Annotated in this window: 24 protein-coding genes; 17 read left to right on the forward strand and 7 right to left on the reverse strand. The window is 46.3% G+C overall.

Features of this window, described 5'->3' with window-relative positions; all coding sequences use genetic code 11:
- Nucleotides 1-14: 14 nt before the first annotated feature.
- The 9 genes from guaA to SP90_RS05975 all read left to right on the forward strand — a co-directional run bounded on the left by guaA (nt 15) and on the right by SP90_RS05975 (nt 8,505).
- Entirely contained in the window at nt 15-1,565 is a 1,551-nt protein-coding gene (guaA, locus tag SP90_RS05935) for a glutamine-hydrolyzing GMP synthase (protein WP_066853587.1), read from the forward strand.
- Nucleotides 1,566-1,594: 29 nt separating this feature from the next.
- The gene (tatB, locus tag SP90_RS05940; protein WP_066853589.1) at nt 1,595-1,972 is read left to right on the forward strand and encodes a Sec-independent protein translocase protein TatB; all 378 of its coding nucleotides are present in this window, start codon (nt 1,595-1,597) and stop codon (nt 1,970-1,972) included.
- A gap of 359 nt (nt 1,973-2,331) precedes the next feature.
- Nucleotides 2,332-3,087, forward strand: coding sequence for a twin-arginine translocase subunit TatC (gene tatC / locus SP90_RS05945; protein ID WP_066853726.1), 756 nt, complete (start codon nt 2,332-2,334; stop codon nt 3,085-3,087).
- Nucleotides 3,088-3,209: 122 nt separating this feature from the next.
- Nucleotides 3,210-3,800, forward strand: a complete 591-nt coding sequence (gene hisB, locus SP90_RS05950; RefSeq protein ID WP_066853591.1) for an imidazoleglycerol-phosphate dehydratase HisB — start codon at nt 3,210-3,212, stop codon at nt 3,798-3,800.
- On the forward strand, nt 3,800-4,450 hold the full coding sequence (locus SP90_RS05955) for a hypothetical protein (protein ID WP_066853593.1): 651 nt from the start codon (nt 3,800-3,802) through the stop codon (nt 4,448-4,450). Before hisB ends, SP90_RS05955 begins: the two co-directional genes overlap by 1 nt.
- A complete protein-coding gene (gene hisA, locus SP90_RS05960) occupies nt 4,447-5,181 on the forward strand; it encodes a 1-(5-phosphoribosyl)-5-[(5-phosphoribosylamino)methylideneamino]imidazole-4-carboxamide isomerase (protein ID WP_066853595.1) in 735 nt (244 codons plus the stop codon). Before SP90_RS05955 ends, hisA begins: the two co-directional genes overlap by 4 nt.
- A 178-nt stretch (nt 5,182-5,359) precedes the next feature.
- Complete coding sequence (locus SP90_RS05965; protein ID WP_066853597.1) at nt 5,360-6,343, forward strand: glucokinase; 984 nt, start codon at nt 5,360-5,362, stop codon at nt 6,341-6,343.
- A 4-nt stretch (nt 6,344-6,347) separates the two neighbouring features.
- The gene (locus tag SP90_RS05970; RefSeq protein WP_066853599.1) at nt 6,348-7,043 is read left to right on the forward strand and encodes a TVP38/TMEM64 family protein; all 696 of its coding nucleotides are present in this window, start codon (nt 6,348-6,350) and stop codon (nt 7,041-7,043) included.
- Between the two features lies 1 nt (nt 7,044).
- Nucleotides 7,045-8,505 (forward strand): dihydrolipoyl dehydrogenase family protein, encoded by a 1,461-nt coding sequence (locus SP90_RS05975; protein WP_066853601.1) that lies wholly within the window; start codon nt 7,045-7,047, stop codon nt 8,503-8,505.
- Nucleotides 8,506-8,588: 83 nt separating this feature from the next.
- On the opposite strand, the gene SP90_RS05980 is transcribed toward SP90_RS05975, so the two are convergent.
- The 3 genes from SP90_RS05980 to SP90_RS05990 all read right to left on the reverse strand — a co-directional run bounded on the left by SP90_RS05980 (nt 8,589) and on the right by SP90_RS05990 (nt 12,799).
- Nucleotides 8,589-10,313: a methyl-accepting chemotaxis protein gene (locus SP90_RS05980; RefSeq protein ID WP_066853604.1), complete on the reverse strand. Its 1,725-nt coding sequence runs from the start codon at nt 10,311-10,313 to the stop codon at nt 8,589-8,591.
- 348 nt (nt 10,314-10,661) lie between these two features.
- On the reverse strand, nt 10,662-11,822 hold the full coding sequence (locus tag SP90_RS05985; protein WP_066853606.1) for a cytidine deaminase: 1,161 nt from the start codon (nt 11,820-11,822) through the stop codon (nt 10,662-10,664).
- A 185-nt stretch (nt 11,823-12,007) separates the two neighbouring features.
- On the reverse strand, nt 12,008-12,799 hold the full coding sequence (locus SP90_RS05990; RefSeq protein ID WP_066853608.1) for a hypothetical protein: 792 nt from the start codon (nt 12,797-12,799) through the stop codon (nt 12,008-12,010).
- Between the two features lie 111 nt (nt 12,800-12,910).
- Here SP90_RS05990 and SP90_RS05995 point away from each other — a divergent pair, with 111 nt between their 5' ends.
- Nucleotides 12,911-13,399 carry a CinA family protein gene (locus tag SP90_RS05995; protein WP_066853610.1) on the forward strand — a complete coding sequence of 163 codons (489 nt, stop codon included), beginning with the start codon at nt 12,911-12,913 and terminating at the stop codon, nt 13,397-13,399.
- A gap of 143 nt (nt 13,400-13,542) precedes the next feature.
- Here SP90_RS05995 and SP90_RS06000 read toward each other — a convergent pair whose 3' ends face one another.
- Nucleotides 13,543-14,028, reverse strand: coding sequence for a hypothetical protein (locus tag SP90_RS06000; protein WP_066853612.1), 486 nt, complete (start codon nt 14,026-14,028; stop codon nt 13,543-13,545).
- A gap of 267 nt (nt 14,029-14,295) precedes the next feature.
- Between SP90_RS06000 and SP90_RS06005 the strand changes: the two genes are divergently transcribed.
- The 4 genes from SP90_RS06005 (at nt 14,296) to SP90_RS06020 (ending at nt 17,634) form a co-directional block, all read left to right on the forward strand.
- Nucleotides 14,296-14,745, forward strand: a complete 450-nt coding sequence (locus tag SP90_RS06005; protein WP_066853614.1) for a universal stress protein — start codon at nt 14,296-14,298, stop codon at nt 14,743-14,745.
- Nucleotides 14,746-14,975: 230 nt separating this feature from the next.
- The gene (gene hisC / locus SP90_RS06010; RefSeq protein ID WP_066853728.1) at nt 14,976-16,097 is read left to right on the forward strand and encodes a histidinol-phosphate transaminase; all 1,122 of its coding nucleotides are present in this window, start codon (nt 14,976-14,978) and stop codon (nt 16,095-16,097) included.
- Entirely contained in the window at nt 16,087-16,752 is a 666-nt protein-coding gene (cmk, locus tag SP90_RS06015) for a (d)CMP kinase (protein WP_066853616.1), read from the forward strand. The genes hisC and cmk overlap by 11 nt, the downstream gene beginning before the upstream one ends.
- Before the next feature lie 378 nt (nt 16,753-17,130).
- Complete coding sequence (locus SP90_RS06020) at nt 17,131-17,634, forward strand: FxsA family protein (protein ID WP_066853618.1); 504 nt, start codon at nt 17,131-17,133, stop codon at nt 17,632-17,634.
- A gap of 53 nt (nt 17,635-17,687) precedes the next feature.
- Here SP90_RS06020 and SP90_RS06025 read toward each other — a convergent pair whose 3' ends face one another.
- Nucleotides 17,688-18,929, reverse strand: a complete 1,242-nt coding sequence (locus tag SP90_RS06025; protein WP_066853620.1) for a uracil-xanthine permease family protein — start codon at nt 18,927-18,929, stop codon at nt 17,688-17,690.
- Between the two features lie 192 nt (nt 18,930-19,121).
- A complete protein-coding gene (upp, locus tag SP90_RS06030; RefSeq protein WP_066853621.1) occupies nt 19,122-19,748 on the reverse strand; it encodes a uracil phosphoribosyltransferase in 627 nt (208 codons plus the stop codon).
- Between the two features lie 120 nt (nt 19,749-19,868).
- On the opposite strand from upp, the gene coaE reads away from it, so the two are divergent.
- From coaE to SP90_RS06045, 3 genes are all read left to right on the forward strand, one after another.
- Nucleotides 19,869-21,470 carry a dephospho-CoA kinase gene (gene coaE / locus SP90_RS06035; protein WP_066853623.1) on the forward strand — a complete coding sequence of 534 codons (1,602 nt, stop codon included), beginning with the start codon at nt 19,869-19,871 and terminating at the stop codon, nt 21,468-21,470.
- A 241-nt stretch (nt 21,471-21,711) separates the two neighbouring features.
- Nucleotides 21,712-23,040, forward strand: coding sequence for a TrkH family potassium uptake protein (locus SP90_RS06040; protein WP_066853625.1), 1,329 nt, complete (start codon nt 21,712-21,714; stop codon nt 23,038-23,040).
- 12 nt (nt 23,041-23,052) lie between these two features.
- Complete coding sequence (locus SP90_RS06045; RefSeq protein ID WP_066853627.1) at nt 23,053-23,703, forward strand: potassium channel family protein; 651 nt, start codon at nt 23,053-23,055, stop codon at nt 23,701-23,703.
- Nucleotides 23,704-23,823: 120 nt separating this feature from the next.
- On the opposite strand, the gene SP90_RS06050 is transcribed toward SP90_RS06045, so the two are convergent.
- The gene (locus SP90_RS06050; protein WP_066853628.1) at nt 23,824-24,894 is read right to left on the reverse strand and encodes an HD-GYP domain-containing protein; all 1,071 of its coding nucleotides are present in this window, start codon (nt 24,892-24,894) and stop codon (nt 23,824-23,826) included.
- Nucleotides 24,895-24,985 lie beyond the last annotated feature (91 nt).

The following is a 24,985-nucleotide window of genomic DNA, read 5'->3' on the forward strand; positions in this document are numbered from 1 at the left end:
TTTTAGAGGACATTATGGACGCACTTAGCAAAGTCATTATTGTTGACTACGGCTCTCAGTTTACTCAGCTTATCGCACGCCGCGTACGTGAAGCGGGCGTATACTCTGAGATTCACCCTTGCATCGTAACAGCTGAAGAAGTCAAGGCAATGAACCCTTCCGCTGTGATTCTTTCCGGCGGTCCTTCCAGTGTAGGTGACGAAGACGCTCCTGCTCTCGATATGGGTCTGCTCGAACTTGGCGTACCAGTACTCGGTATCTGCTACGGTATGCAGCTGCTCGCCCACAACCTTGGTGGCGAACTCGCAAGCTCTGAGACCCGTGAGTACGGCCCTGCAGACTTCAACATGACTGCAGACTGCCCGCTGTTTGCTGACCTCAACCGTGAAGATTCCTTACGTGTATGGATGTCCCACGGCGATAAGGTTAAATCTGTACCGCCTTCTTTCGAGATCATCGGTTCTACAGAAACTCTTGAAGTTGCTGCTATGGCGTGTGTAGAAAAAAATATTTACGCACTCCAGTATCATCCGGAAGTTCACCACTCCGAGGGTGGCGACATTATGATCAACAACTTCCTCTTCAAGATTGCAGGCATAAAACCGGACTGGACCATGTCCGGCTTCATTGACGCTGTAATTAAAGATTGTCAGGAAACTGTTGGTCCTGAAGGCAACGTTGTTTGCGGCCTCTCCGGTGGCATCGACTCCACTGTTGTTGCTGTTCTTCTGAACCAAGCAATCGGTCATCGCCTCCACTGCATCTTTGTAGACAACGGCCTGATGCGTCAGAACGAAGTTGAAGAAGTTTCCAGCTACCTGCGCGAACACTTCGACCTCAACCTTACTGTTGTTGATGCACGCGACCGTTTCCTTTCCAAGCTTGAAGGCGTGGAAGATCCAGAAGAAAAACGTAAGATCATCGGCTACGAATTCATCGAGGTATTCGATGCAGAAGCAGCACGTATTGAAAACGTTAAATTCCTCGCACAGGGCACCCTGTACCCTGATGTGATCGAATCCATCTCCCACAAAGGGCCTTCTGCTGTAATTAAAAGCCACCACAACGTTGGCGGTCTGCCTGAAGATATGGAACTTGAACTCATCGAACCTCTTCGTGAACTGTTCAAAGATGAAGTGCGTAAAGTTGCTATCGAACTCGGCATGCCTGACTCCGTAGTATGGCGTCATCCTTTCCCTGGTCCTGGCCTTGCTATCCGTATTATTGGTGAAATCACTGATGAACGCCTTACTATTTTGAGAAAAGCAGACAAAATCGTACAGAACGAGTTGACTGCATCCGGATGGTATCGCAAAGTGTGGCAGGGCTTTGCTGTTCTGCTGCCGCTTAAGACTGTTGGGGTTATGGGTGACGGCAGAACCTACGAAAACGTTATTGCCCTACGTATTGTTGATAGTGTAGATGCTATGACAGCGGATTGGGCACGTCTTCCTTCCGAGCTGCTTGAAAAAATCTCAAGCCGCATCATCAACGAAGTTGTTGGCGTGAACCGCGTTGTTTATGACATCTCCTCCAAGCCACCGAGCACTATCGAGTGGGAATAAGCCAACCTTAGCTAATTGGGCGTGACTGCATGTTTGGAATCGGTACTACAGAAATACTGGTTATTCTTGTTGTAGCACTTATTGTGCTGGGTCCTAAGAGCTTGCCGAAAGTGGCAAGAACTCTCGGGAAAGGTCTTGCGGAATTCCGCCGCGTATCTACTGATTTTCAGCGTACTATCAACACTGAAATCGCATTAGATGAGCACGAAAAAGAGAAAAAAGCTGCTGAAAAGAAAATTTTCGGTGACGAAAACTCGAAAGCGGAAGCAAAATCTTCCCCTGAAACGGCTGAAGCACAGCCTGTTCAGGAACCGACCGGAAACCTTGCTGTAGCACCGGATAATGCAGAACCACAACCTGCAGCTGAACCTGTTGCTTCCACTAAGACCGAGAAGGAACCGGCATAATGAGCGGCGATAAAAAAACAGACGCTCAGCCTTCTGAAGCAGACGAAAACGTATCTGAAAACGAACGCGGCAACGAAACAGACTCCGCTGAAGAAAGCCAATCTGCTGATACCGCACGTAATGAAGGTAACGATGACTCTGACCCTTCTGCTGAGATGGACTTCTCAGACGGTCCCCGTCCTGATCGTATCGAAGATTTCGACGAAGAAGATATAGATAACACCGCGTCCGGAGCACACGATGCTCCGGACAGCGGTGATTCTGAAGATACAGAGCAAGATGCTTCCACTGCTGTCACTCTCACCGACCGTATTGATGCGATGGATGAGGAGGAAGACGAGGAAGAGGAAGAAGAGTCCATGACCCTTCTTCAGCATCTTGATGAGCTTCGTGTGCGTTTAAAGCGCATCAGCTTTGCCATCATTCTCGGTTGTCTTGCCTGTTACAGTTTTGCTGAAAAGCTCTTTGATTATCTGGTAATGCCGATGGTTGCAGTTATGCCGGATCAAAGTTCTTTCATCTACACAGCGCCGCACGAGGCGTTTGTGACCTACCTTAAAGTCGCTGCTCTGGCAGGTTTTTTTGCTGCCAGTCCATATATTTTCTATCAAGTCTGGGCATTTATTGCCCCTGGGCTCTATGAAGAAGAGCGAAAGTACATTGTACCTATAGCATTCTTCTCTGCCGCCTGCTTTATCGGCGGCGGCGCATTTGCCTACTTTATTGTATTCCCGTTTGCTTTTGAGTTCTTCATGAGCTTTAATACAGGGAATATTCAGGCTATGCTTAAGCTCAATGAATATCTGAGCTTCTCCATGAAGCTGATTTTTGCCTTCGGACTTGTATTTGAGATGCCACTATTTGCTCTTTTCTTGAGCAGATTGGGAATTGTAACAGCAACCATGATGCGTAAAGCACGTAAATTTGCTATTCTTTTTTCATTCATTCTGGCTGCTATTCTTACACCACCGGATGTTGTCTCCCAGCTCCTCATGGCAGGCCCATTGATGATTCTGTATGAAATCTCAATCATCATCGCTGCCCTCTTCGGCAAGCGTAAGGCTTCTGAGGAAACTGAAGAAGATAACGAAGGCGAAGAAGCAATGGCAGAGTAAGACCGCTGGCAACTTTGTTTTTTCTAAAGTTGTCATCTATCTTACCAACACTCTTAGGTGTACACAGGCCGGGCTTTTGCCCGGCTTTTAACCATCTACCTGACGAAACTTGAGGAAGAAGTATGACTCAACGTACCGCAACCATTTCAAGAGACACCAGTGAAACTAAAATATCACTTTCTCTTACTCTGGACGGAGCCAGTAATGTAGACGTGAAAACAGGTTGGGGCTTTGCCGACCATATGCTCACTCTCATCGCATTCTGGGGCGGATTTGATCTCCAAATTCACTGTGACGGAGATTTACACGTTGATGCACATCATACACTCGAAGACATTGGTATCTGCCTTGGCAACGCGCTTCGTGAAGCCCTTGGAGACCGAAAAGGTATCAACCGTATCGGCATGGCAAAAGTACCAATGGATGAATCCATCTCTGAAGTGAACATCGATATTTCCGGACGTCCTTATCTTGTTTATCGTGGCGATGATCTACTGCCACCTGTTATTGCCGGTGATGAATCCGACCTTTGGCGTGAGTTTTTCAAATCTGTATGCTACGGTGCAAGAATAAACATGCATATTTCTTACCTTTATGGTAAAAATGGGCACCACCTGCTCGAATCAGCATGCAAGGGTCTCGGGCTTGCACTGCGCATGGCTGCTTCCTGCGATAGAAATCAACTACTCAGCACCAAAGGGAGTCTAGATTAATGCAAAAAACATTTCGCCATACCGGACTTATTCTTTGCGTTCTCGGCCTGTTTCTTATTGCCGGATGCGGCAAATCAAAAACAACGGCACAATTACCTCCGCTGACTATGGGTGTGGCTATGTTTACCCAGCCAACCAATACCGGCGAACTGCTTGCAGGGTACATCCCTTCTGACCAGTTCAGAGTTTCTCCTGAGACACTGGATACATTGAATGCTGATTTCGAAAAACTTTTGTTAACAGAAACTAAACGTATCTACCTGCGCGGTGCAGCTGCTCGTCAGTGCTTTGAAATCACGACAGCGCAGCGCAGCGAAGATCCGGTAAATGCGTTACAGTTCTGGAATCAGGTTGGCTTATGCATGAAGGTTGACGTTCTTATTATTCCTCAGGTCATCGACTGGACCCCTCGTCAGGGTGGCGAAATGGGTGCATTCCAGTCTGCCGGTGTTAATATGGACTTCTATGCATTGCGCGTAAGTGCTAATGAACCTTCTCTTTCACGTTTTCACTTTGAAGAAACTCAAGAAAGTCTTTCTGCAAATCTTCTTAATATAGACAAGTGGTTCCAACGCAAGGGTAAGTGGATTACTGCGGAACAGCTTGCTGAAGAAGGAATGCGTCAGGCTATAACGGAGCTTGGTCTGTGATAATTTTTCCTGCTGTAGACATTAAAGGCGGACAGGCAGTTCGTCTTAAACAGGGTAAAGCCGATCAGGAAACAGTATTTTCCTCTGATCCGGTAGCAATGGCAAAGAAATGGCAGGAACAAGGCGGTAAATGGCTCCATGTAATCGATCTCGATGGTGCTTTTTCCGGTGAACCAGTCAACCGCGATCTTATTAAAAACATCTGCTCAAGTGTAGATATGCCAGTTCAGCTCGGCGGAGGAATCCGCGATCTGGAAACTGCGAAGGCATACCTTGATGCCGGTGTTTCCCGTCTCATCATCGGTACAATTGCTCTTACAGAACCGGAACTTTTCGGCTCTATTTGTAAAGCATTTCCGGGAAAAATCGGTGTCTCTCTTGATGCTGAAGGCGGCGTACTTAAAACCAAAGGCTGGGTAGAAGACAGCGGCCTCACTATTTATGATGTTCTCCCGCGCATGGAAGAACAGGGTGTAGCGTTTATCATCTACACAGACATTGACCGCGACGGTATGCAGACAGGTGTTAACCTGCCGGCACTTACCAAACTGGCACAGACATCATCTGTTCCAGTAATCGCAGCAGGCGGTGTTGCAACACTTGAGGATATTAAGGCACTCTACCCGCTGACCAAAGAAGCCAACCTTGAAGGTGCTATCTCCGGTAAAGCTATCTACACTGGAACTCTTGATCTTAAAGAAGCTTCCGACTGGATTGCGACGCAGAACTAGTTCTTCTTTCTATACAACGCTGAAGGCGAACCCGATTCAAGGGTTCGCCTTTTTTTATGCTTTCAGCCTCCCGACATTACTTGTAGACTAAGTTCCAGATTGTATAACAGTCCATTGCTGCTCTACTGCGTATACTGGGGAAGTCATCGAATTACTCTGAACTGGACAGATACAGCCTATGAAAAAAATCTTAGCCGCTGATATCGGCGGGACAAACAGCCGTTTTGCAGCCTTTACACTCCAAGGTACTACGTTGCGTCATGAGAGAAGCATCTGGCTTTCCACCAATGCTGCTGACAGCTTTGAGCACTTGCTGGATCTGTTATCCAACTCCAATTTTGAATTGCAGCCACCTAAGGCGGATGCTGCTGTCTTTGGTGTTGCTGGCCCTGTTGTGGACGGACTGCGCAGCTCCCCTCCGAATATTCAGTGGGATATTGACCTGACAGCCCTTCCTAAAAAATTTCAATGCGCCAGTACACTTCTTATCAACGATTTTCTTGCACAAGCATATGCAGCCTTCACTCCAGCTTTTGAAGACGCTACAGAAGTTGTTTCGGGCACCGCCGCCACGAATTGTCCTGTGGCGATTCTTGGAGCCGGTACAGGACTTGGCAAATCAATTCTTGTACCTGACGGTAAAGGAAAATACATCCCTGTTCCCTCAGAGGGCGGCCATAGTTTTTTCCCGTTCATGACAAAAGAAGAACTTGAATATGCTGATTTTATACGTAAAAAAACAGGATCAGCAAAGGTCATTCAGGAGCACGTCCTTTCAGGCTCAGGACTTGAACATCTTTTCGAATTTCATACCGGCGAGAAAGCCACTTCACACAAAGTTGTTTCACATTTTACCGAATACCCGATTGTACTGGAATGGTTCGCACGGTTTTACGGACGAGTTTGCCACAACTTTGTGCTGGATACATTTGCCCTCGGTGGCCTTTACATCACTGGCGGTATCGCAGCAGGTAACCCCATAGTCATTCAACAAAAAGAGTTTGAAGAGTCGTTCCGTAACTGTGAACAGTATGGAAATATCCTCTGTAATGTGCCAATAAAAATTAATGAGAACGAAGAATCAGGTCTATGGGGCGCAGCCCGTTACGCAGCAGACCACCTCATACACAAGACCGCTTCCCGTACGGAACGAAAAGGATAAGGTTATGACAGCAATTCAAGCAAAGCGTCTCGCAATTGTAACCACTATTGCCCTACTGTTTTTCATCGTCTGGTACTTTAATCTGACGGAATACCTTACTCTTGAATATATTAAAATGAAGCAGGACGCTTTCAGAATGCTGCATCAGGATCATATGTTTCTTGTCGTCGGCGGTTTTATTTTGATCTACATACTTGTTACCGCATTATCCATACCCGGTGCTGCTATTATGACACTGGCAGCCGGTGGACTGTTCGGCTTCTGGACGGCTCTTATTGCAGTATCCTTTGCCTCGACAATCGGGGCTACCCTCGCCTGTTTTGTTTCACGTTATATCCTGAAGGACTGGGTGCAAAAATCGTTTGGCAGCAAAATTAAAAAAATTGATGATGGAATAAAAAAAGAAGGTGCTTTCTATCTCTTCACAGTCCGTCTTGTACCTATTTTTCCATTCTTCGCTGTTAACCTTGTCATGGGAATCACCAGCCTGCCGCTGCATACATTCTTCTGGGTATCGCAACTTGGTATGCTTCCGGGCACAGCAGTATTCGTTAACGCTGGCAAGCAGCTTGCCACGATAAACGACGTGGCCGATGTTCTTCAGCCAGTACACCTTATCTCGTTTGCCCTGCTGGGCATATTCCCTCTCATTGCTAAATTTCTGTTAAAATTTATCCGCAAAATTAAAGAGAGCAATTGATATGGCTACATATGATTTTGACCTCATCATCATAGGCAGTGGAGCGGCAGGACTTACCATTGCATCCGGCGCAGCACAGCTCGGGGTAAAAGTCCTGTTGATAGAAAAAGATGAACACATGGGCGGCGACTGTCTGCACTATGGCTGTGTACCAAGCAAGACACTCATAAAATGTGCTAAAGTACGCCACCAGATGGCAACGGCAGAACAGTACGGCCTCCCTGCTCCAAAACTTGAGCCAGTAGACTTTTCCAAGATCGCGAAACACATCAAGTCAGTTATCGAAACCATTCAGCCACATGACTCTCCAGAACGTTTTGAAGGACTTGGCGCTACTGTTCGTTTCGGCACTGCCTCTTTCAGAGATCCAAATACGATTTCTCTGGTGCCGCGCGATGGGAGCAGGCCGGAACATATTTCAGCAAAAAGCATTGTCATTGCTGCTGGTTCGACTCCCTCTTCACCACCTTTTAAAGGGCTGAATCAAGTCGAATACCTCACTAACGAAACAGTCTTTTTTCAAGACACACTGCCCCAAAAACTTACAGTCATTGGTGGAGGCCCTATAGCTGTTGAGATGGCACAATCCTTCCAAAGACTGGGGGCGGAGGTGACATTACTCCAACGCTCTGCACATATTCTGTCCAAAGAAGACGCCGACATGGCGGAAATTATTGAAACATCCCTTCGCAATGACGGCATCAATGTCATCACCAACACCAGCATTGAAGAGATAACACAGAATACTGATGGAATATCTGTTCATTTTGGAACTGCTGAACACCCTACGCAAAAAGTAACCAGCGACAAACTGCTTATAGCTCTTGGCAGGGCACCTTCCGTCGAAGCACTTAACCTGCAAAACGCAGACGTAGAATATTCTGCTAAAGGCATCCCTGTTGATTCCCGCATGCGCACCAATGTTCCACACATTTATGCAGTGGGCGACATTACCGGCCAATACCAGTTTACCCATGCAGCTGGATACGAGGGAGGGATCGTTATCGCTAATGCCGTATTCAAACTCCCTCGCAAAGCTGACTACACGTTTCTTCCGTGGGTTACATATTGTGAACCGGAGCTGGCTTCCGTCGGCTACAATGAAAAGCGTGCTCAAGCTGCTGGTATTGAATACACCGTCCACACAGAGTATTTTGCACAAAACGACAGGGCTCTTGCTGAAAATCAGCCGGAGGGAAAGCTCAAGCTTCTGCTGGACAAAAAAGAACGCATCCTCGGCGTTCAAATTGCAGGAATCCATGCTGGTGAATTGATCAACGAATGGATCGCGGTGCTTGGTGGAAAAGTATCGCTTGCTACACTTGCTGGTGCTGTTCACCCGTATCCGACCGTCAGTGAAATCAATAAAAAAGTAGCTGGAACGCTCCTCAGTAAAAAAGTGTTCTCGCCACTGACGCGTAAGGTACTCCGTACCCTTTTCCGTTACCGCGGAGACGTGTAGTAAAAAGGCTGCATCCAGATGGATGCAGCCTTTTTATTTTCTTATTTCAATCTCTATTGTGCAATACAACAACGTTTAAATTGCTACTGTTTCAACTCAGCCATAAGAGACTCCAGCTCCACAGCCTGTGTTCGAACATCATGCACAGATCGGCTGAATACGCTCATAGAATCAGTCGTGCTGGTTGCGATATCACTTACTTCCAGCACTGCAGTGCTTATCTGTTCACTGGTTGCAGACTGCTGTTCAGAGGCAGTTGCAATGGAACGAATACTGTCTGCCGTTTCAATAGCCATTGCATTAATCTCTGTGAGTACCACAAGAGCCTTATCTGAACCGCTGGTCGTAATTTCGACAGATTTATCCATCTCATTAGCAACAGAGGTTGTCCCCTCTACACCACGCTGAATGCCGCCCACCTGATCGATAACCTCTCGGGTTGCCACCATAGTCTTTTCTGCCAGCTTACGTACTTCGTCGGCTACAACAGCAAAACCACGTCCTGCTTCGCCTGCTCGTGCCGCTTCAATAGCAGCGTTCAGTGCAAGCAGGTTAGTCTGGTCTGCGATATCTGAAATAGTCGAAATAACGCCGCCAATGCTTTCGGCCTGAACACCGAGATCTGTAATAACGCCTCGCAGGTCTTCTGCACTCTGTGCTACGGAACCAATGGCATCTTTAAGTTCAGCAATAACAACAGCACCTTCATCGGAACGCCCACGAGTCTCATCTGCCTTATGTGCAGCATCACTGGCGTTACGTGCAATATCCAGAACAGTAGAGTTCATTTCATCAATGGACATAGCAGTATCAGAAATTCGAGAACGCTGCTCATTGGCACCCTCTTCAATCTGACTGATCTGGTCAGTCAAAGACTCCGTAGTAGCCACAACTGACCTCATGGTTACGCTGGACTTATTGGCAGTTGCAATAATGCGTGAAGATATTTTTTGAATATCTTCCTCACGTGCTTCAACTTGTGCACGGGCGCTTTGTGCTTCATTGGTGCTGCGTTCTGCAATTGTGGTCTTTTCTTCTGCTTCCTGAATCTGCTTACGCAAGCTTTGCACCATAGAATTCAATGCACGGGCAAGCAAACCAAGCTCATCTACCCGCCTAATATCAAGATCAGACACAGCATCAGGATCATGTCCCACACGCTCTGCAACGCCGGACACTATACTCAGTTCACGAGCAGTTTTAGCGTACCCAAGACAAACAGTAATAAGAAGTGAAATAACAACAAGAATGGTCGCAATAACAGCGTAGTAAAGAGTACTGAATGCTTCATCAAACTCTGCTGCGGACTGCGCTTTTACTTCTTCATAATATTTTTCAACAACAGCGAACCCTTCAAATGCAGGTTTATCGCTGATTTTTACTACAGCATCTATCTGAGCAGGTGTTTTCCCCTCGCTCCACAATCGTTTAACAAGCTTAACGTTTTCAAAATAGTTATCCATTACCCCTTCGATCTTATCGAGGGCTTCCTTTTCCGCAGGGGTAATATCACGAAGTTTTTCGTACCTGTTTACTGCGTCAGAAATTGCCTGCTGGTTTCCTGTAACACGGTCATAGTATTTATTAGTCCCTCGCAATACATAGTTTTTAAAGTTATGGATAATACCACCATAACCAAATTGGGACTTCATCGTCAGCAGCAATTCCTGACGGGTTGCTACACGTTCAGAAAAATCATCATAGGCAGCACCGAGATGTTGCAGCGTATAATACAAGACAGGGGCAGAAATAAGAACTGTAACCACCCCCACTAACAGAAAATTAGATGCCTTACGTTTAATATTCATAAGCCCTGAAAGCCCCCATGATTTTACCTGATCAAATGACAGAACAGCAGAAAATATCTGCTTCCCCTACATTTATCATGTTAAATAACTTGCTAAAACGTTCCACAGCATTGCGATAATAATATTATTGCCGACCACAAATGCTGTGCTTTTAATGGCGCAGTCTCTGACTCCAGCGTAACGAGCCATCACCTAAAAAAATTCCGACACAGTCTTATCGGCATTTTTGTATAGACTTTAGCGATAAATTTTATAACGGCACCACTACAAGCTGTTGTACTGATGACCACAAAACAAAAAAGCCGACATTTGTCGGCTTTTTATATTCAATATATGAGTAACGCTTGGTTATTCGTAAGTAAAACCTTTGTTACCCGACAAAATAGGATATGGGAGCAATTGCGATACCATGATCATTTTCACATCCCCCTTATCCGGCTCCACAGCAGCAAGAATGCCACGTCCGAACTCGAATAAGAACTGTCTGTCTTCTGCAGTAGGAGCTACAACGGAACCATCAGCAGCTAATGCCGCAACTGCACGGAAATCGTACTCACCATCAGCAATCGCTTTCAGCACGGCTGTTTTGATAGCTGAAATATTTTCCTTTGCTGTCTCAACATTACATCCAACATACATTTTACCGGAGCGCGTAAGCACTGCAGCGCCCACAGGAGATTTAGTATATGGAGCATAGGCGTTCACGGCTGCTTTAGAAGCTTCATCAAACAAATTGCTCAGTTCATCTTCCTGAAGCTCCGGCACAAACCATTTACGGTAAATTCTGTCATATTCGCCTGTAGCAACTACACGCTGAAAACCCTTATTAACCATCTCCAGAATGCGGCCTTTATCACGGTTAACCGCAATGTAGGAATCTGTAATGCGCAGCAAGCTGCCAACCGGACTGATTTTTCCATATCTAAAGCGCTTCAGGTAATAGTATGCTGTCTGCTCAGGCCCGCAGTAGGCTTGAACCTGATCACGGCCAAGTGCATGAATTGCATCTACTTTACTTGGGAATGCTTTAACATTCATACCGCCGAACTCTTCCAGAACACGTTGCTGGAAAGAACCGCGCTTTACTGAAACGGATTGTCCGCGAAGTAAGGTAATATTACCAACTCTGTTGGTAGCTTTCGTGAAAAGACGTACCTTCATTGGAAGCGTTGGTTTTTCACTGAAATTAAAAAGCAGGCTGCGCTGTTTAGTCTTTGCCATCCCTGTAGATAAATCAATTGCACCGGAAGAAAGTTCCATCAACACATGATCCCAGACAAGCGGTCTGGTCACCAGTTTAACATTCTGTCCTTTAAAAATAGCGCGAATAAGGTCAACATCGAACCCGACAGCTTTCCCTTTTGCTTCCTCAAATGAAAACGGCGGGAATTCTCTGTCAAACCCATACACAACCTTAATTGGCGCTTCTGCGTATGCATGCGGCACAACAACAAAAGAACATACACTCAGGGCAATGCCCATAAACACAGCTAAAAATCGACAGCGCATTCCTATCTCCTGAAAAAACATGCTTCGCGGTAAGCCTGTATCGCTTTCTTTAACAATAGTAGTTTCACCCTCTCACTGCCTGTATTGGCATACAAAAAGGCAGTCTCCATACTCTTCGGCATGATCACAAAAAACTGTAATTAATGCCTGAAGGGTCGTAAGACTACCTTTAGTATATTGGTTCGCTAATTCTGTTTCAGAATACGGATTATTTGTTTAACTTTTTCCGGTTCCCGTTTATACACTGCGCCTGCATAACGTTTAATCGTTTCAGCAACGGTTTCTCCACTGGTAAGAGTTGTTTCAAGATCTGGCAATTCTGGCAATTCCATCTCCTGCAACTCTTCACGCGGTAACAGCAAAATACACAGATCATCTCCCGGAATACATCCGGCTTCGCTATTTACGGTACCTACTGCGCGCTGTTTAGCCGTTTTCTCCACATCCATCTCTCGCACAACACTGAGTACCTGTGTTGGGGAATGGTCACGATTCACCTTTTTGATGCGTTCATTCAACTCATCGCACCACTCAAGATATCTATAATACCCTGTTGTCTTTCCGTATTTCTCCGCAGTATTTTTCCTGTAAGTTATGCCGTGCAGAAAGAAATCAAAAGCATTCAGCATGCGGGTATACGTTTCAAGGACGCACTTTCTATAACGCCCCTCAGTCGTAAGAGCGAATGGCACAGGCATACTCAACCACGGATCTGACTCTTCTATACGTGACACAAACTCCGGTGAAACACCTATTGCGCGCAGCATATTTTCCAGATCCTCTCTGGAGGTAAGCAGTGCCTGCAGTTGACCACAAATATTGAGTGCACGTTGTTCAGAAAGCCTGATGTCACTTTCTACAAACTCAAAAAGTGCACGTTCATCATCAATTGCTATACGCGCCCCAAAAAAATTACTCGCTATATCTGTCATCACTTCCCCCCGTAGGGCGGAAGAAAGAGTATCAAAGTCTGCCACTGGTACTGCCTCCTGTTATTATTCTATTCTACCCTGCGCACTGACAATCTAGCAAGGACTGCTTGCTATGCCTTTACTGCAATGGTAGCGAAGGCAAAGGGAGTACATCATATGCATATTCCAGAATTATCAGCTGAAATATCAGAACTTGGCGAAGTTCTGCGTCAAAAAAAATACATGCTCGGCACTGCAGAGTCCTGCACCGGTGGACTTATCTCCATGCTGCTGACTGAAGTTTCCGGTTCCTCTGACTGGTTTTCAGGCGCTATTGTCTCATACGCAAATGAAATAAAAGAAAAGATTGTACATGTACCGCACGAAACGCTTGTTCAATACGGCGCTGTAAGCAAAGAAACTGCTTTGGCCATGGCACAGGGAGTACAGTCCGCTTTGGATGTGGATGTCGCGGTCTCGGTAACCGGAATTGCAGGCCCTACTGGCGGTTCAGCAGAAAAGCCCGTGGGAACAGTATGGATTGGGTACGCCATTGGCACACAGTTATTTACTCAACACCATGTGTTCAGTGGTGACAGAGCTGATGTGCGATACCAGACAGCTATGGCAGCGATTACAACACTGCTGCATGAATTAACGCGCTAACCACTAGTTTAAAAAAGAAAAAGGCAGTCAAAAGACTGCCTTTTTCTTTACAATTCTATCCTGCAATTGCCCATTGCTGTCTGTATACAGTGCTGGCTGCACACAGCTTGTTCTTTCAGGATAAGAACGGCTCACCGTAGATACTATACGAGGTAGTCACCACGGTTAATTTTAAACTGTTCGGTCACGGTCATAACCTCAAGCTCATTGCGTACGTCATCCAGCTCAGGGAAGTCGGCTTTCAGAGACGGTGCAGTCTGTTTGAGTGTTGCAAGGTTATGTGCAAGCTCCTTAAGGGTTCCAAAGGCGCCTTTAAGATCCGGTGTACCCTGTGAACTGATCTGTGTGGAATATTTTTCCCATTGGTTCAGGATTCCTTCCAGATCATCAGCTACTTTTTTCGGATCTACAGCTGCCGGAGCAACGTCCTTCTGCTCTGCATTCAAACGCGGGTCAAACGCTATGGAGCGAGTACCGGGAGGCAACATTGCCTCTGTTGCAGACTTACTCTGCAACTCAAGTTCCTGTGAAAGCAGATTGTGAAAACCGTCTGCAGCCCGTTTAGGAGCTTTGGTTGCCTGACTCTGCTTCGCTATCGATGTGATGTGTTCTGTAGTATTAATTCTCATAACAATATCCCCGGCGATTAGGATTTGCTGTGAATGAAGCAAAGAGCTTGCCAAAACTCACGAACCCTTGAAAACAGTATATTTTTATTTTCCGGACTATTTTTGCACGGAATTTTCTGCCCATTATCCGGAAGCAAATGCATGCAACTGCTGCAAAGTACATAAGAACGTTATCCTTGTCTATCTTCGCAGAGTATGTGTATATGAAGTATAAAACAACGTAGATAACCGCTTTAGACAGATACTCGAGATCCTTCAGGAGGCAGTATGGTTGCTATTAAAAAAGCTGTTGTGGCTGTTGATTTTTCTGACGAAAGTACCTACATCGCAGAATATGCAAAACTTTTTGCTGAGAAATTTGACGCTGAACTTATTGTTGTTTACGCGGCTCCTTCACTTAACCAGTACGTCGGCTTCCATGTGCCGCCGAATACAATCGAATCTTTTGTAGGTGAAATTGTTACCGGTGCTGAAAAAAGCATGGGTGACTTTTTAGAAAAACATTTTGCAGGCATAAAAACCACCGGTAAAGTTGTTACCGGCTTTGCTGCTGAAGAGATTCTGGAAATTGCTGCCGACGAAAATGCTGATCTTATCATTATGGGCACACACGGAAGAACGGGTATAGACAGACTCCTGTTCGGCTCCGTAGCTGCCAAAATTGTTCGCGGTGCAGATATTCCGGTACTTACAGTACGACCGGATTTTGACAAGTAACGCACTGGTACTTGCGGTATACATTTTAGTAGTCTATTCAAAAGGACGACTCTGGACGGGTCGTCCTTTTTTGTTATGCGACAATAATCCGTCCATAACGTGCTCAACTATTGTCCGGCAAACCGGCAACTGCGTTCATTTTCTACTGTATATAATTAGAGATAACAGAGAAATACGGTACACGCAGTATGTCAGAACGTATTGAAGAAACATTGGGAAAGGGGCAATACATGAGCTCGAAACTATGTGTATGTGAAGCAATCCGTGATGAGGTTAAAGGATTTTCTCCGTATACAGCGGGAAAATCTATTGATGAGGTAAAACAGGCATACGGTCTGGACACCATTATCAAACTTGCGAGTAACGAGAATCCGCTGGGAACATCCCCGCGCGTTCAGGATGCCATCAAACTGTATGCAGACTACGCATTCCGCTACGGTCAGGTAGGTACTCCGAATCTTATCTCTGCAATTGCACAGCATTTCCATATTCACGAAGACTCCATTGTCACCGGAAACGGTTCTGATGAAGTCATCGACATGCTCATTCGCGTAAAAGCGACCCCGGGTAAAAGCAACATTGTCGCTTTTGATCCTTGTTTTTCCATGTATCAGGTACTGTCCAACCTCTGCGCTGTGGAGTTTCGTCAAGCTCAGCTTAAAACAGACTTCACGTTTGACTGGGATGCTCTTCTCAATCTCGTAGACGACAATACCTCCATTGTATTCATCACCACACCGGACAACCCTTCCGGCTATGCGCCTCCGGTAGAGGAAATTCTTTCCCTCCACTCCAAACTGCCTGAGTCCTGCCTTTTAGTGGTAGACGAAGCTTATATGGATTTTGCTGAAGATCTTGAGACATACTCTATGCTGCCACGCCTTGCTGAGTATGAAAATATATGCGTTCTGCGCACCTTCTCAAAATGCTTCGGACTGGCAGGCCTGCGACTCGGTTTTGGTGCCATGCATCCAAACCTTGCAGAATATCTGCGCCGCATCCGCGCACCGTTCAGCGTAAACGTACTTGCTGAGCAAGCCGGCATTGCCGTACTGAGCGATACACCTTTCATTGAAGAAACCCTGCGCGTAACCCGCGAAGGACGAGAATATCTTACGAATGAACTCCGTGCGTTAGACTTTACGGTTTACCCGTCACTAGCAAACTTTATTATGGTGGAAGCCCCTGTTGACGGCAGCTACCTTAATGAAGAGCTGCTTAAGCGCGGACTTATTATCCGCCCTCTCGTAAAGGGCTACAATCTTCCTAAACACTTGCGTATTACCATCGGCACTGCCCATGAAAACCAAGTGCTTATTTCTGCTCTCAAGGAGATTCTTAATGCAGAATAACCTGCGCGTCGTAACTCTCGACGGCCCTGCCGGTGTTGGCAAAACCACTCTTGCCAAACGTGTTGCACAGGAACTTTCCATCGCGTACCTCGATACCGGAGCCATGTTCCGCATTTTTGGCTGGAAGTTCGGCGAAGCTGCTCCTACCATGACTGAAGAAGAACTCGAAGCGCACATTGCTCAATACACCTTCTCTCTTTCAGGCTTCGGGTTCGATTCTGTCCTTTCTGTTAACGGCACACCGGTAGGTGATGAAATTCGCACAGAAGAAGTAGCAGCCCTTGCCTCTTCCGTTGCCAAACTGCCTGTTGTGCGTACTGCACTTAAGCGGGTTCAGCGGGAAATCAGCACTAACACTTCGCTCGTTGCTGAAGGAAGAGACATGGGGACTGTGGTGTTCCCTTCTGCAAAATACAAGTTCTTCCTTGATGCAACCGCAGAAGAGCGCGGTGCACGCCGTTTCAAACAGTTGCAGGAACTGGGGCAGCCAGCAGACCTTGAGCTCATCATTTCCCAGATTAAAGAGCGTGATAAGCAGGACAGAACCCGCACCATTGCACCTCTTATTCCTGCTGAAGATGCGCATATTATTGACACCACCGAACTTGATATTGATGGCGTCTTCACTGCCATCATGCAATTTTTTGCTGACTAACTAAAAACAACACAACCTATTAAAAACTCGTACGGAATATTTTTCTGTACGAGTTTTTTTAATGCCTCCTCTCATGCTCCCCACTCAGACACTGTACGCATAATGTAATAGTATTCTTTACGTGCATTAACTGGTTACTAACCATAAATACTCTATACTTCACGAAAGCTGCGCAGCATGCATCTAGCAGCAACCTTAACCATTTTATAGCACACTCAATGCCAACAGGCTGAATAACACCAGCCAAGATGCAACAAACATCTTTTTACACATGACAACATACAGATATGGCATACTTCACTCATGGAATGCACACGACACCTCTTTACCTACTCTACAACTCATTCCTCATCACTACACAAACAACAACCATATAGTATGAAACCCATTCTCACAGAAGCAGAACTACGCTTTCTGCTCACCAAAAAAGAAATCAGCGAGACACAGCTACGGCAGGTCGAACGTCTCGAGATGTGCGCATCTGTTCTCAGGGCGCTCCGAGTCCTGTACCCAGAAAAAGTACAGACATACATCGCCCTGTTCATTTTTTTCTCAATACTCAATCCGCTGGAGCACAAACTTATTACCCCACTAAACCCGCAGATGCTTCTTCTCAGCGTAACGCTCCTTACCAACTGTATCGGGCTGGTCGTGTTAAAGACAAACGGCGCTGAATGGATCACAACCAGCCTCACAAGCGTTCAAACTGGAATGCTTCCCCCAGCATCTGCGTGCCGCTCTGCCATAATTACTCTAGCAGCATCACTGTTTCTGCTGCCCGGCATTGTTTTCAGCATAATGGCCACAATACTTATTGTCCCGCCCGTAACAACGTTATTAGCTAACACACTGCATCAGCACCTTCTCGGTAAATTTGAATAAAAAAAGCCCCTGTCGTTGACAGGGGCTTTACTCTTTCTGGACGGCAACTCAGGTTATGCACGGCTTTTCGGTAGAATGAGGTTAAGAATAATACCGATGATACCGGCAAGGCCGATACCTTTGAGGCTAAATGCACCAGCATGGAATGCCATACCGCCAACACCGAACACCAAGATAACTGCCATGATCGCAAGGTTACGTGGCTCCATGAGATCCTGACCAGCACGAACAAGGGAGTTCATACCTACAACTACGATTGTACCAAAAAGCAGTACAAGAATACCGCCCATTACAGGAACAGGAATAGTTGAAAGTACAGCACCGAGCTTACCCACGAATGCAAGACAGATTGCAACAATCGCTGCCCATGTCATGATACCCGGGTTAAAAGATTTGGTCAGCGCAACAGCACCGGTTACTTCAGAGTAGGTAGTGTTTGGAGGACCACCAAGCATAGACGCAAAGGTAGTCGCAATACCGTCACCGAACATGGTACGATGAATACCCGGTTCTTTAATGTAGTTCTTGCCGGTAACAGCACCAATGGCCAGAACGTCACCAACGTGCTCAATTGCAGGGGCAATTGCAACAGGCACAATGAATAAAATAGCTTCCCAATTCCACTCAGGCGCTACGAAATCCGGTACGGCAAACCATGGTGCATTGATAACCGGAGAAAAATCTACGATGCCGTAAAAGAGACTTAATGTGTACCCTACTACGATACCGCTAAGAATAGGGATAAGTCTGAGCATTCCCTTACCGCACAATGACACCAGAATCGTTGTACCAAGAGATGCCATGGAAATAATAAGCGCGGTTGGTTCTGGAATAAGCTGAATAGCACCGTCACCTGTTTTTCCAAGTGCGTTGAATACAGCTACCGGTGCGAGCATAAGGCCGATAACCATAACAACCGGACCAGTAACAATCGTTGGCAGCACGCGTTCGAGAATCTGCGGCCCCTGAACTTTAATCAGTACTGAAAGCCCCATGTAGAGGAAGCCGGAAGCAGCAAGACCACACATGGTCGCCGGAATTCCCCAAGTCTGTACGCCAAAAATAATCGGCGCAATAAAAGCAAAAGAAGATGCAAGAAAGATTGGTACTGAACGTTTGGTAACAAGCTGGAACAGCAAGGTACCTGCACCGGCGGTAAAGAACGCCACGTTCGGGTTAAGACCTGTGAGCAACGGAACCAGTACAAGAGCACCAAATGCTACAAACAGCATCTGTGCACCAAGCAGGCAGTCTTTAAGCCTGAAAGAATATTCCGTATTTACGTTTGACACCATTCCCTCCTACATTGAGTTTCATACAACTCTTTTTTCAATCTAAAGTACAACATATTGATTTTAAACAACATAGATGTACTACCCACTATCCTGACCGCCCAAAAAAAGAGCACCCTTCCCCGAGTTCAAACCTTCATAGAAGGCAGGAACAGGGGGTCAAATGCTCTTCCCGTTCAAAAACGGATCGAAACTCTACTTGGTTCCGAAAATCTTATCACCGGCGTCGCCGAGACCCGGTAAAATATATCCTTGCTCATTGAGTCGTTCATCCACAGATGCAGTGTAAATATCTACGTCAGGATGTGCTGCAACAACGCGTTCAACACCTTCTGGTGCTGCCACGAGGAACAGACCGATGATTTTTTTGCATCCAGCTTTTTTAAGCAGATCGATGGTAGCGATAAGGGTACCACCGGTTGCAAGCATAGGATCCAGAATAATCGCGGTACGCTCTTCAATGTTTTTTGCGAGCTTAACGTAGTATTCTTCAGGCTCAAGAGTTTCTTCATTACGGAACATACCCACAACGCTAACTTTAACGCCAGGGATCATATCCATAATTCCGTCAAGCATACCAATGCCTGCACGGAGAATTGGAACTACGGTAGCTTTCTTTCCTTTAATCTGGTCTACTTCTACAGAGCCAGCCCATCCTTCGATGGTGCATTTCTCAGTTTCGAGACTTTTAGTAGCTTCGTAGGTAAGAAGACGACAAATTTCATTGGAAAGTGCACGGAATTCTGCAACAGAAATATCTGCTTCACGAATTCGTCCGAGTTTATGTTTGACCAGCGGATGGTCAACCACGTAAACAGCCACATCGGCCTCCTTGAGCGATTGCTTGAAAAAAGCGGCCTAAAAGACCGCGCCTAAACGAATGACATATACTCCAAATAATTGTCAGTGGTCAAGAAACAATAACAACAAGCTAGAAATATTATGACAACACCCGAAGAATACAGCGAATTTTCAGAAAATGAACACCTTGTCCCTGAGCATTTCAACGGCATCAGACTCGACAAATATTTAGGAGATATCCTTAAAGATGAAGGCATTAGCAGAGAAAAAGTTAAAAAACTCATCAAGGACGGTCTGGTCAAGATAGACGAAAAAAAATGCGCAAAGCCGAACACAAAAATTTTTTCCGGCATGCGCCTGTCTGTTTCCATTCCTGTTGTGCAAACGTGCATTGTGCCTGAAGAAGGACACATAGAAATTCTGCACCGCGATGAAGACCTCATTGTACTTAACAAAGAAGCCGGCCTCACTGTACATCCATGCCCTAGCTGTCCAGAAGGTACACTGGTGCACCGCCTCGCGCATGTCATTCCTGAAATCACGCAGATGGAAGGCTTCCGCCCTGGCATTGTACACCGAATAGATAAAGACACGTCCGGCCTGCTTATTGTCGCACTCAACGAGAAAACACGCCTCGCCCTTTCTGAAGAATTTGCAGCACGCACTATTTCTAAAGAATATCTGGCACTTGTACATGGCACACCGCCGCAATCAGGCGAAATCAAGGAACCGATCGGGCGCGACCCGAAAATGAAAATTCGCATGGCTGTTGTCCCCAATGCCAAAGAAGCTCACTCTGAATTCCGAACTCTGTATTCCGACCCGAAAGGAAAATTTTCACTGGTCGCTGTAAAGATTTACACAGGCAGAACACATCAGATCCGTGTACACATGAGCCACATCGGGTATCCATTATGGGGCGACACCCTTTACGGAGGCGGTGTTAAAGAAAACTCCCCACTTGCACCATTTGCCAACCGCCAGATGCTGCATGCATGGAAGCTCGACTTTGAACACCCGACAACCCAGAAGCACATGTCCTTTACCTGTCAACCACCGGAAGACTTCACCGCACTCATTGAACGACTGACACTGTCTGTGCAGCGTGTAGCGCTTACCGGAATGCCGGGCTGCGGCAAATCTGCTGTCCTTTCCGCCCTCACGGAGAAAGGTATCGCCACATGGAGTGCGGATTCCATTGTTCATGATCTTTATAAAAATGGCGCTGACGGCTGGTATGTACTCAGAGGCAGATTCGGCTCTGAAGTGGCACCGGATGATGAACCGGTCAACCGCAAAGCCCTTTTCGCCAAAATGCAGGAAAAAACATCAAGCAGAAAAGAAGTTGAACAACTCATCCACCCTTTGATCCTGCATGACCTCAACCTCTTCTGGCAAAAACATGCAGCAGACCCGTTTGCTGTGGCAGAGATTCCGCTACTCCATGAATCACACTGGGATCGGGAAGTGGATATTATTGCCGGAGTTCGCTGCGATAAAGCAGCTCGTCAGGGAAGACTACAGAGCACCAGAGGCTGGAGTGACGATCTCATTGCTACCATGGACTCGTGGCAATGGGCTGAAGATGATAAGATGAACGCATGTCATATTATTCTTGAGAACAACGGTTCTCTTGAGGAACTCAACAACTCGGTGGATAAATTTATTGAAGCTGTCATGCGTGTGCGCGCTAAAAAATTACAGCAGACTGTTGAGGCAATTACTGTTTTGTGGAGTAATTAGCTGCTACTCATAGATAATAATCGTGCAAGAGACATTTAAAAGAAACTGTTGATAACGTCCCTGCCGGCCAAATTGAAACAACGCATTGCAGCATAAGGGATACAAAAATTCAGGGACAACACACATCGCAATATATGCGAGCGCCAGACTTTTTTGAAATAATGCTGTAAGGTGCGGGGTTGTCATCAATCTGGTTTAAAAGTCTCTTGCACACAACAACATGTAGGCGTATTGCACCCTCATGGCTAAAAAGACGTTACTTCCTTTTGTGCTTCCTGTTGCAGCCTTCGGCACCACCATAGTTGTTGGTGCAATACTATTGTACGAATTTTCTGCAACAGGAGCTATGAGCTGGATTGATGCACTCTTCACTGCTACGTCCGCAGTATGCGTAACAGGGCTTTCCGTGCTTGACCCTGCATCCTCACTGACTGATGGGGGACAAATTACGCTGCTAACCCTTATCCAGCTGGGTGGGCTGGGCATTATGACTTACTCAAGTCTTGCCCTGTTTCTATTAAGAAGACGGGTTACCCTCACAGACAGACTCGCTGTAGGTCAGGCACTCCTGCACAACACGTCCTTTGACCTTGGACGCTTTTTGCTTCGGCTTGCTGCCATGACCTTCACCATTGAAATTGCAGGAGCTATCTCTCTATACTTTTTCGGAGATGGCAGGTTCACTGTTTTTTCCTCCATCTTTCATGCAATTTCAGCATTCTGCAATGCGGGCTTTTCCCTCTTCCCTGACAGCCTCATGAGCATGGCAACAAACACAGGGGTAAACCTTACTGTCATGCTGTTGATTATTCTGGGCGGACTGGGATTTGCCGTTCTTGATGAAATTGCCCTCTGGATACGTCAAGGACGCAGAAAGCAACTTTCCTTTATTACCAAGATAATTCTTTCTACTTCCGCTATCCTTATCGTGGGCGGAACTGCAGCACTGTTAGTCTCCCGCATTTCGTACGCACCTGACGAATCCTTTGTAACAACGCTGCTTACCTCTTTGTTTCAATCCGTTTCTGCCCGTACAGCCGGTTTCAACACTGTAAACATGGCAGAGATGACGAATCTGTACCTACTTTTTATGATTTTTTTAATGGTCATAGGCGGGGCACCGGGTTCATGTGCAGGCGGGATAAAGGTTACAACATTCCGTGCTCTGTGTGCCTTCATGATGGCTCAGGTGCGAGGAAGAGAACAAGTCGCAATAGGAAACAAGGCACTGGATTCGAAAACAATCAACAAGGTTGTGACACTTGTTTTCGGTGTCACTATGATTATTGCTCTTGCCACAATAGCCTTGAACCTGACCGAGGGAGGCAATCTGTCCCACTCAGAATTGCGCGGACAGTTTTTAGAAATATTTTTTGAAGTTATCTCAGCATTTGGTACAGTAGGACTTAGTCTTGGGCTGACTGCCAAGCTCACAACGGCAGGTAAATGCATCATCATTGCTCTGATGTTTATTGGACGCATTGGTCCCATCTGGCTGCTGACAATGTTGCAACAATTCCAATCAAATATCCGGTATCGAATTCCGGAAACAGACATCCCTATCGGCTAGGAGCGTTGAATAATGAAAAAAGCAGAAGTCGGCATTATCGGACTGGGGAAATTCGGCAGTGCACTTGCTGAGTTTTTGTCCGAACTCGGACACACAGTTATCGGCGTGGACAGCTCCTCCAACGCCACCAAGAAAACAGAAGAATTCCTGTCACAGACATATCAGGCTGACGCAACAGACGATAATGTTCTCAAGCAGCTACGTTTCATGGATCTGGATGAAGTCATCGTCAGCGTCGGCAAATCAATGGAAACATCTATCCTCATTGTGCTGAACCTTCAGGAAATGGGAATAAAACGTCTTGCGGTAAAGGCTATCAGCCACGAGCATGCTGTTGTGTTGCGCAGACTTGGTGTTCACACAGTCATCCAACCGGAAAGAGATGCAGCAAGTCAATTTGCGCACCGCATTGCAAATCCGGGCATGCTTGACTTGCTACCTCTGGGCGGAAATATCCTTCTTCAAGAACTGGAAGTTAACAACTGGGTCGGAAAAAGCCTGATTGATCTTGGACTAACAAGCTTCGGGGTTATGGTTGTTGCCATCAAACGAAAAGGTGAAAAAGAATACGAATTCGTTCCGGCAGCGGACAGGACTCTGGAGGAAGGTGATATCCTTGTCGCCATCGGCAAAGAGTCTGACCTGTTAAAGCTCGACTCGTAGTCCGCAGCACCTGAAGCGTAACATACCAATACAAAACAACCCGAACAACAGAGTCTAAACTCAGTCGTTCGGGTTGTTTTGTATTCAAAATATATTCAGCAGAGCAATGAATGAATACAGCTACTCTGCACCAAACACATTGTAAAATGCTTCCGCATTATCCCCGGGAATCTCTGCATACAGCTTTTTGATTTCAAGAATAGCAGGTAACTGCTGGACAAAAATATCTACAAGTTCCGGATCAAAATGCTTACCGGAATTTTCCTTAATAAACGTTACAGCATCGTCCACTTCCCATGCTTTCTTGTACGGACGTTCTGTTGTCAGCGCATCAAAGACATCTGCCACCGCAACGACACGTCCCGAAAGTGGAATATCTTCTCCAGAAAGATTGTACGGATAGCCTGTTCCGTCCCATTTTTCATGGTGCGTCAGAGCAATTTCCCGTGCCATGGAAAGTAAACGGGACGGATGGTTTCCTATAATTTCAGCACCATATTCAGGATGCTTACGCATTATTCTCCACTCTTCATCAGTCAGCTTTCCACGCTTACTCAAGATTGAGTCAGGAATACCAATCTTTCCGACATCATGCATCGGTGCCGCCTGAAAAACTAGCTGCACCCAATCGCTGTCTGCATCCAGCTGCTGAGCAATGATTCGAGTGTAGTGGCTCATGCGGATAACATGCAAACCGGTTTCGTTGTCCTTATATTCAGCAGCCTGTCCAAGACAACGAATTAGCTCCAGCCGAGTATTCTCCAGTTCCCGTGTCCGTAACAGGACAAGTTCTTCCAGATGATGTTTCTGGTCTCTGAGCGCAAGGTGTGTACTCACTCTTGCATTTACTATAGCAGGAAGCACCGGCTTGGTGATGTAATCTACTGCACCAAGCTCCAGCCCACGGGTCTCATTATCTGCCGAATTCTTAGCCGTAATAAATATGACTGGAATATCTGCAGTTGAAACATCTGCTTTAAGCTGCCGACATACCTCATACCCATCCACATCCGGCATAACAACATCAAGCAACACCATGTCAGGTTGCGGAACGGTTCGGGCTATCTTTAACGCCCTTTCGCCTGTACGCGCAGCCTTTACCCTATACTGCGGGTGCAGAATAGTACGCAATATCTCGATATTTTCCGGTGCATCATCAACAACCAGAACCGTTAATTTGTCTTGAGTCACAGAACAACCCCCATAACTTGCCTACGTTCAACACATACCAATCGGCTAACTTACTGCTGATACTTACTCACAGCACAACATTACTCATCAT

Origin of the sequence: Halodesulfovibrio spirochaetisodalis (assembly GCF_001672295.1) — a bacterium.
GTDB classification, from domain to species: domain Bacteria; phylum Desulfobacterota; class Desulfovibrionia; order Desulfovibrionales; family Desulfovibrionaceae; genus Halodesulfovibrio; species Halodesulfovibrio spirochaetisodalis.

Coding starts and splice junctions, on each gene's coding strand:
- cmk (WP_066853616.1), top strand. CDS start 16,087: ATGCAGAATAACCTGCGCGTCGTAACTCTCGACGGCCCTGCCGGTGTT.
- SP90_RS05985 (WP_066853606.1), bottom strand. CDS start 11,822: ATGCGCTGTCGATTTTTAGCTGTGTTTATGGGCATTGCCCTGAGTGTA.
- SP90_RS06025 (WP_066853620.1), bottom strand. CDS start 18,929: ATGGTGTCAAACGTAAATACGGAATATTCTTTCAGGCTTAAAGACTGC.
- hisB (WP_066853591.1), top strand. CDS start 3,210: ATGACTCAACGTACCGCAACCATTTCAAGAGACACCAGTGAAACTAAA.
- SP90_RS06045 (WP_066853627.1), top strand. CDS start 23,053: ATGAAAAAAGCAGAAGTCGGCATTATCGGACTGGGGAAATTCGGCAGT.
- SP90_RS06020 (WP_066853618.1), top strand. CDS start 17,131: ATGAAACCCATTCTCACAGAAGCAGAACTACGCTTTCTGCTCACCAAA.
- SP90_RS06005 (WP_066853614.1), top strand. CDS start 14,296: ATGGTTGCTATTAAAAAAGCTGTTGTGGCTGTTGATTTTTCTGACGAA.
- guaA (WP_066853587.1), top strand. CDS start 15: ATGGACGCACTTAGCAAAGTCATTATTGTTGACTACGGCTCTCAGTTT.
- SP90_RS06000 (WP_066853612.1), bottom strand. CDS start 14,028: ATGAGAATTAATACTACAGAACACATCACATCGATAGCGAAGCAGAGT.
- SP90_RS05955 (WP_066853593.1), top strand. CDS start 3,800: ATGCAAAAAACATTTCGCCATACCGGACTTATTCTTTGCGTTCTCGGC.
- SP90_RS05970 (WP_066853599.1), top strand. CDS start 6,348: ATGACAGCAATTCAAGCAAAGCGTCTCGCAATTGTAACCACTATTGCC.
- SP90_RS05965 (WP_066853597.1), top strand. CDS start 5,360: ATGAAAAAAATCTTAGCCGCTGATATCGGCGGGACAAACAGCCGTTTT.
- SP90_RS05980 (WP_066853604.1), bottom strand. CDS start 10,313: ATGAATATTAAACGTAAGGCATCTAATTTTCTGTTAGTGGGGGTGGTT.
- SP90_RS05975 (WP_066853601.1), top strand. CDS start 7,045: ATGGCTACATATGATTTTGACCTCATCATCATAGGCAGTGGAGCGGCA.
- tatC (WP_066853726.1), top strand. CDS start 2,332: ATGACCCTTCTTCAGCATCTTGATGAGCTTCGTGTGCGTTTAAAGCGC.
- coaE (WP_066853623.1), top strand. CDS start 19,869: ATGACAACACCCGAAGAATACAGCGAATTTTCAGAAAATGAACACCTT.
- hisC (WP_066853728.1), top strand. CDS start 14,976: ATGAGCTCGAAACTATGTGTATGTGAAGCAATCCGTGATGAGGTTAAA.
- tatB (WP_066853589.1), top strand. CDS start 1,595: ATGTTTGGAATCGGTACTACAGAAATACTGGTTATTCTTGTTGTAGCA.
- SP90_RS05995 (WP_066853610.1), top strand. CDS start 12,911: ATGCATATTCCAGAATTATCAGCTGAAATATCAGAACTTGGCGAAGTT.
- SP90_RS06040 (WP_066853625.1), top strand. CDS start 21,712: ATGGCTAAAAAGACGTTACTTCCTTTTGTGCTTCCTGTTGCAGCCTTC.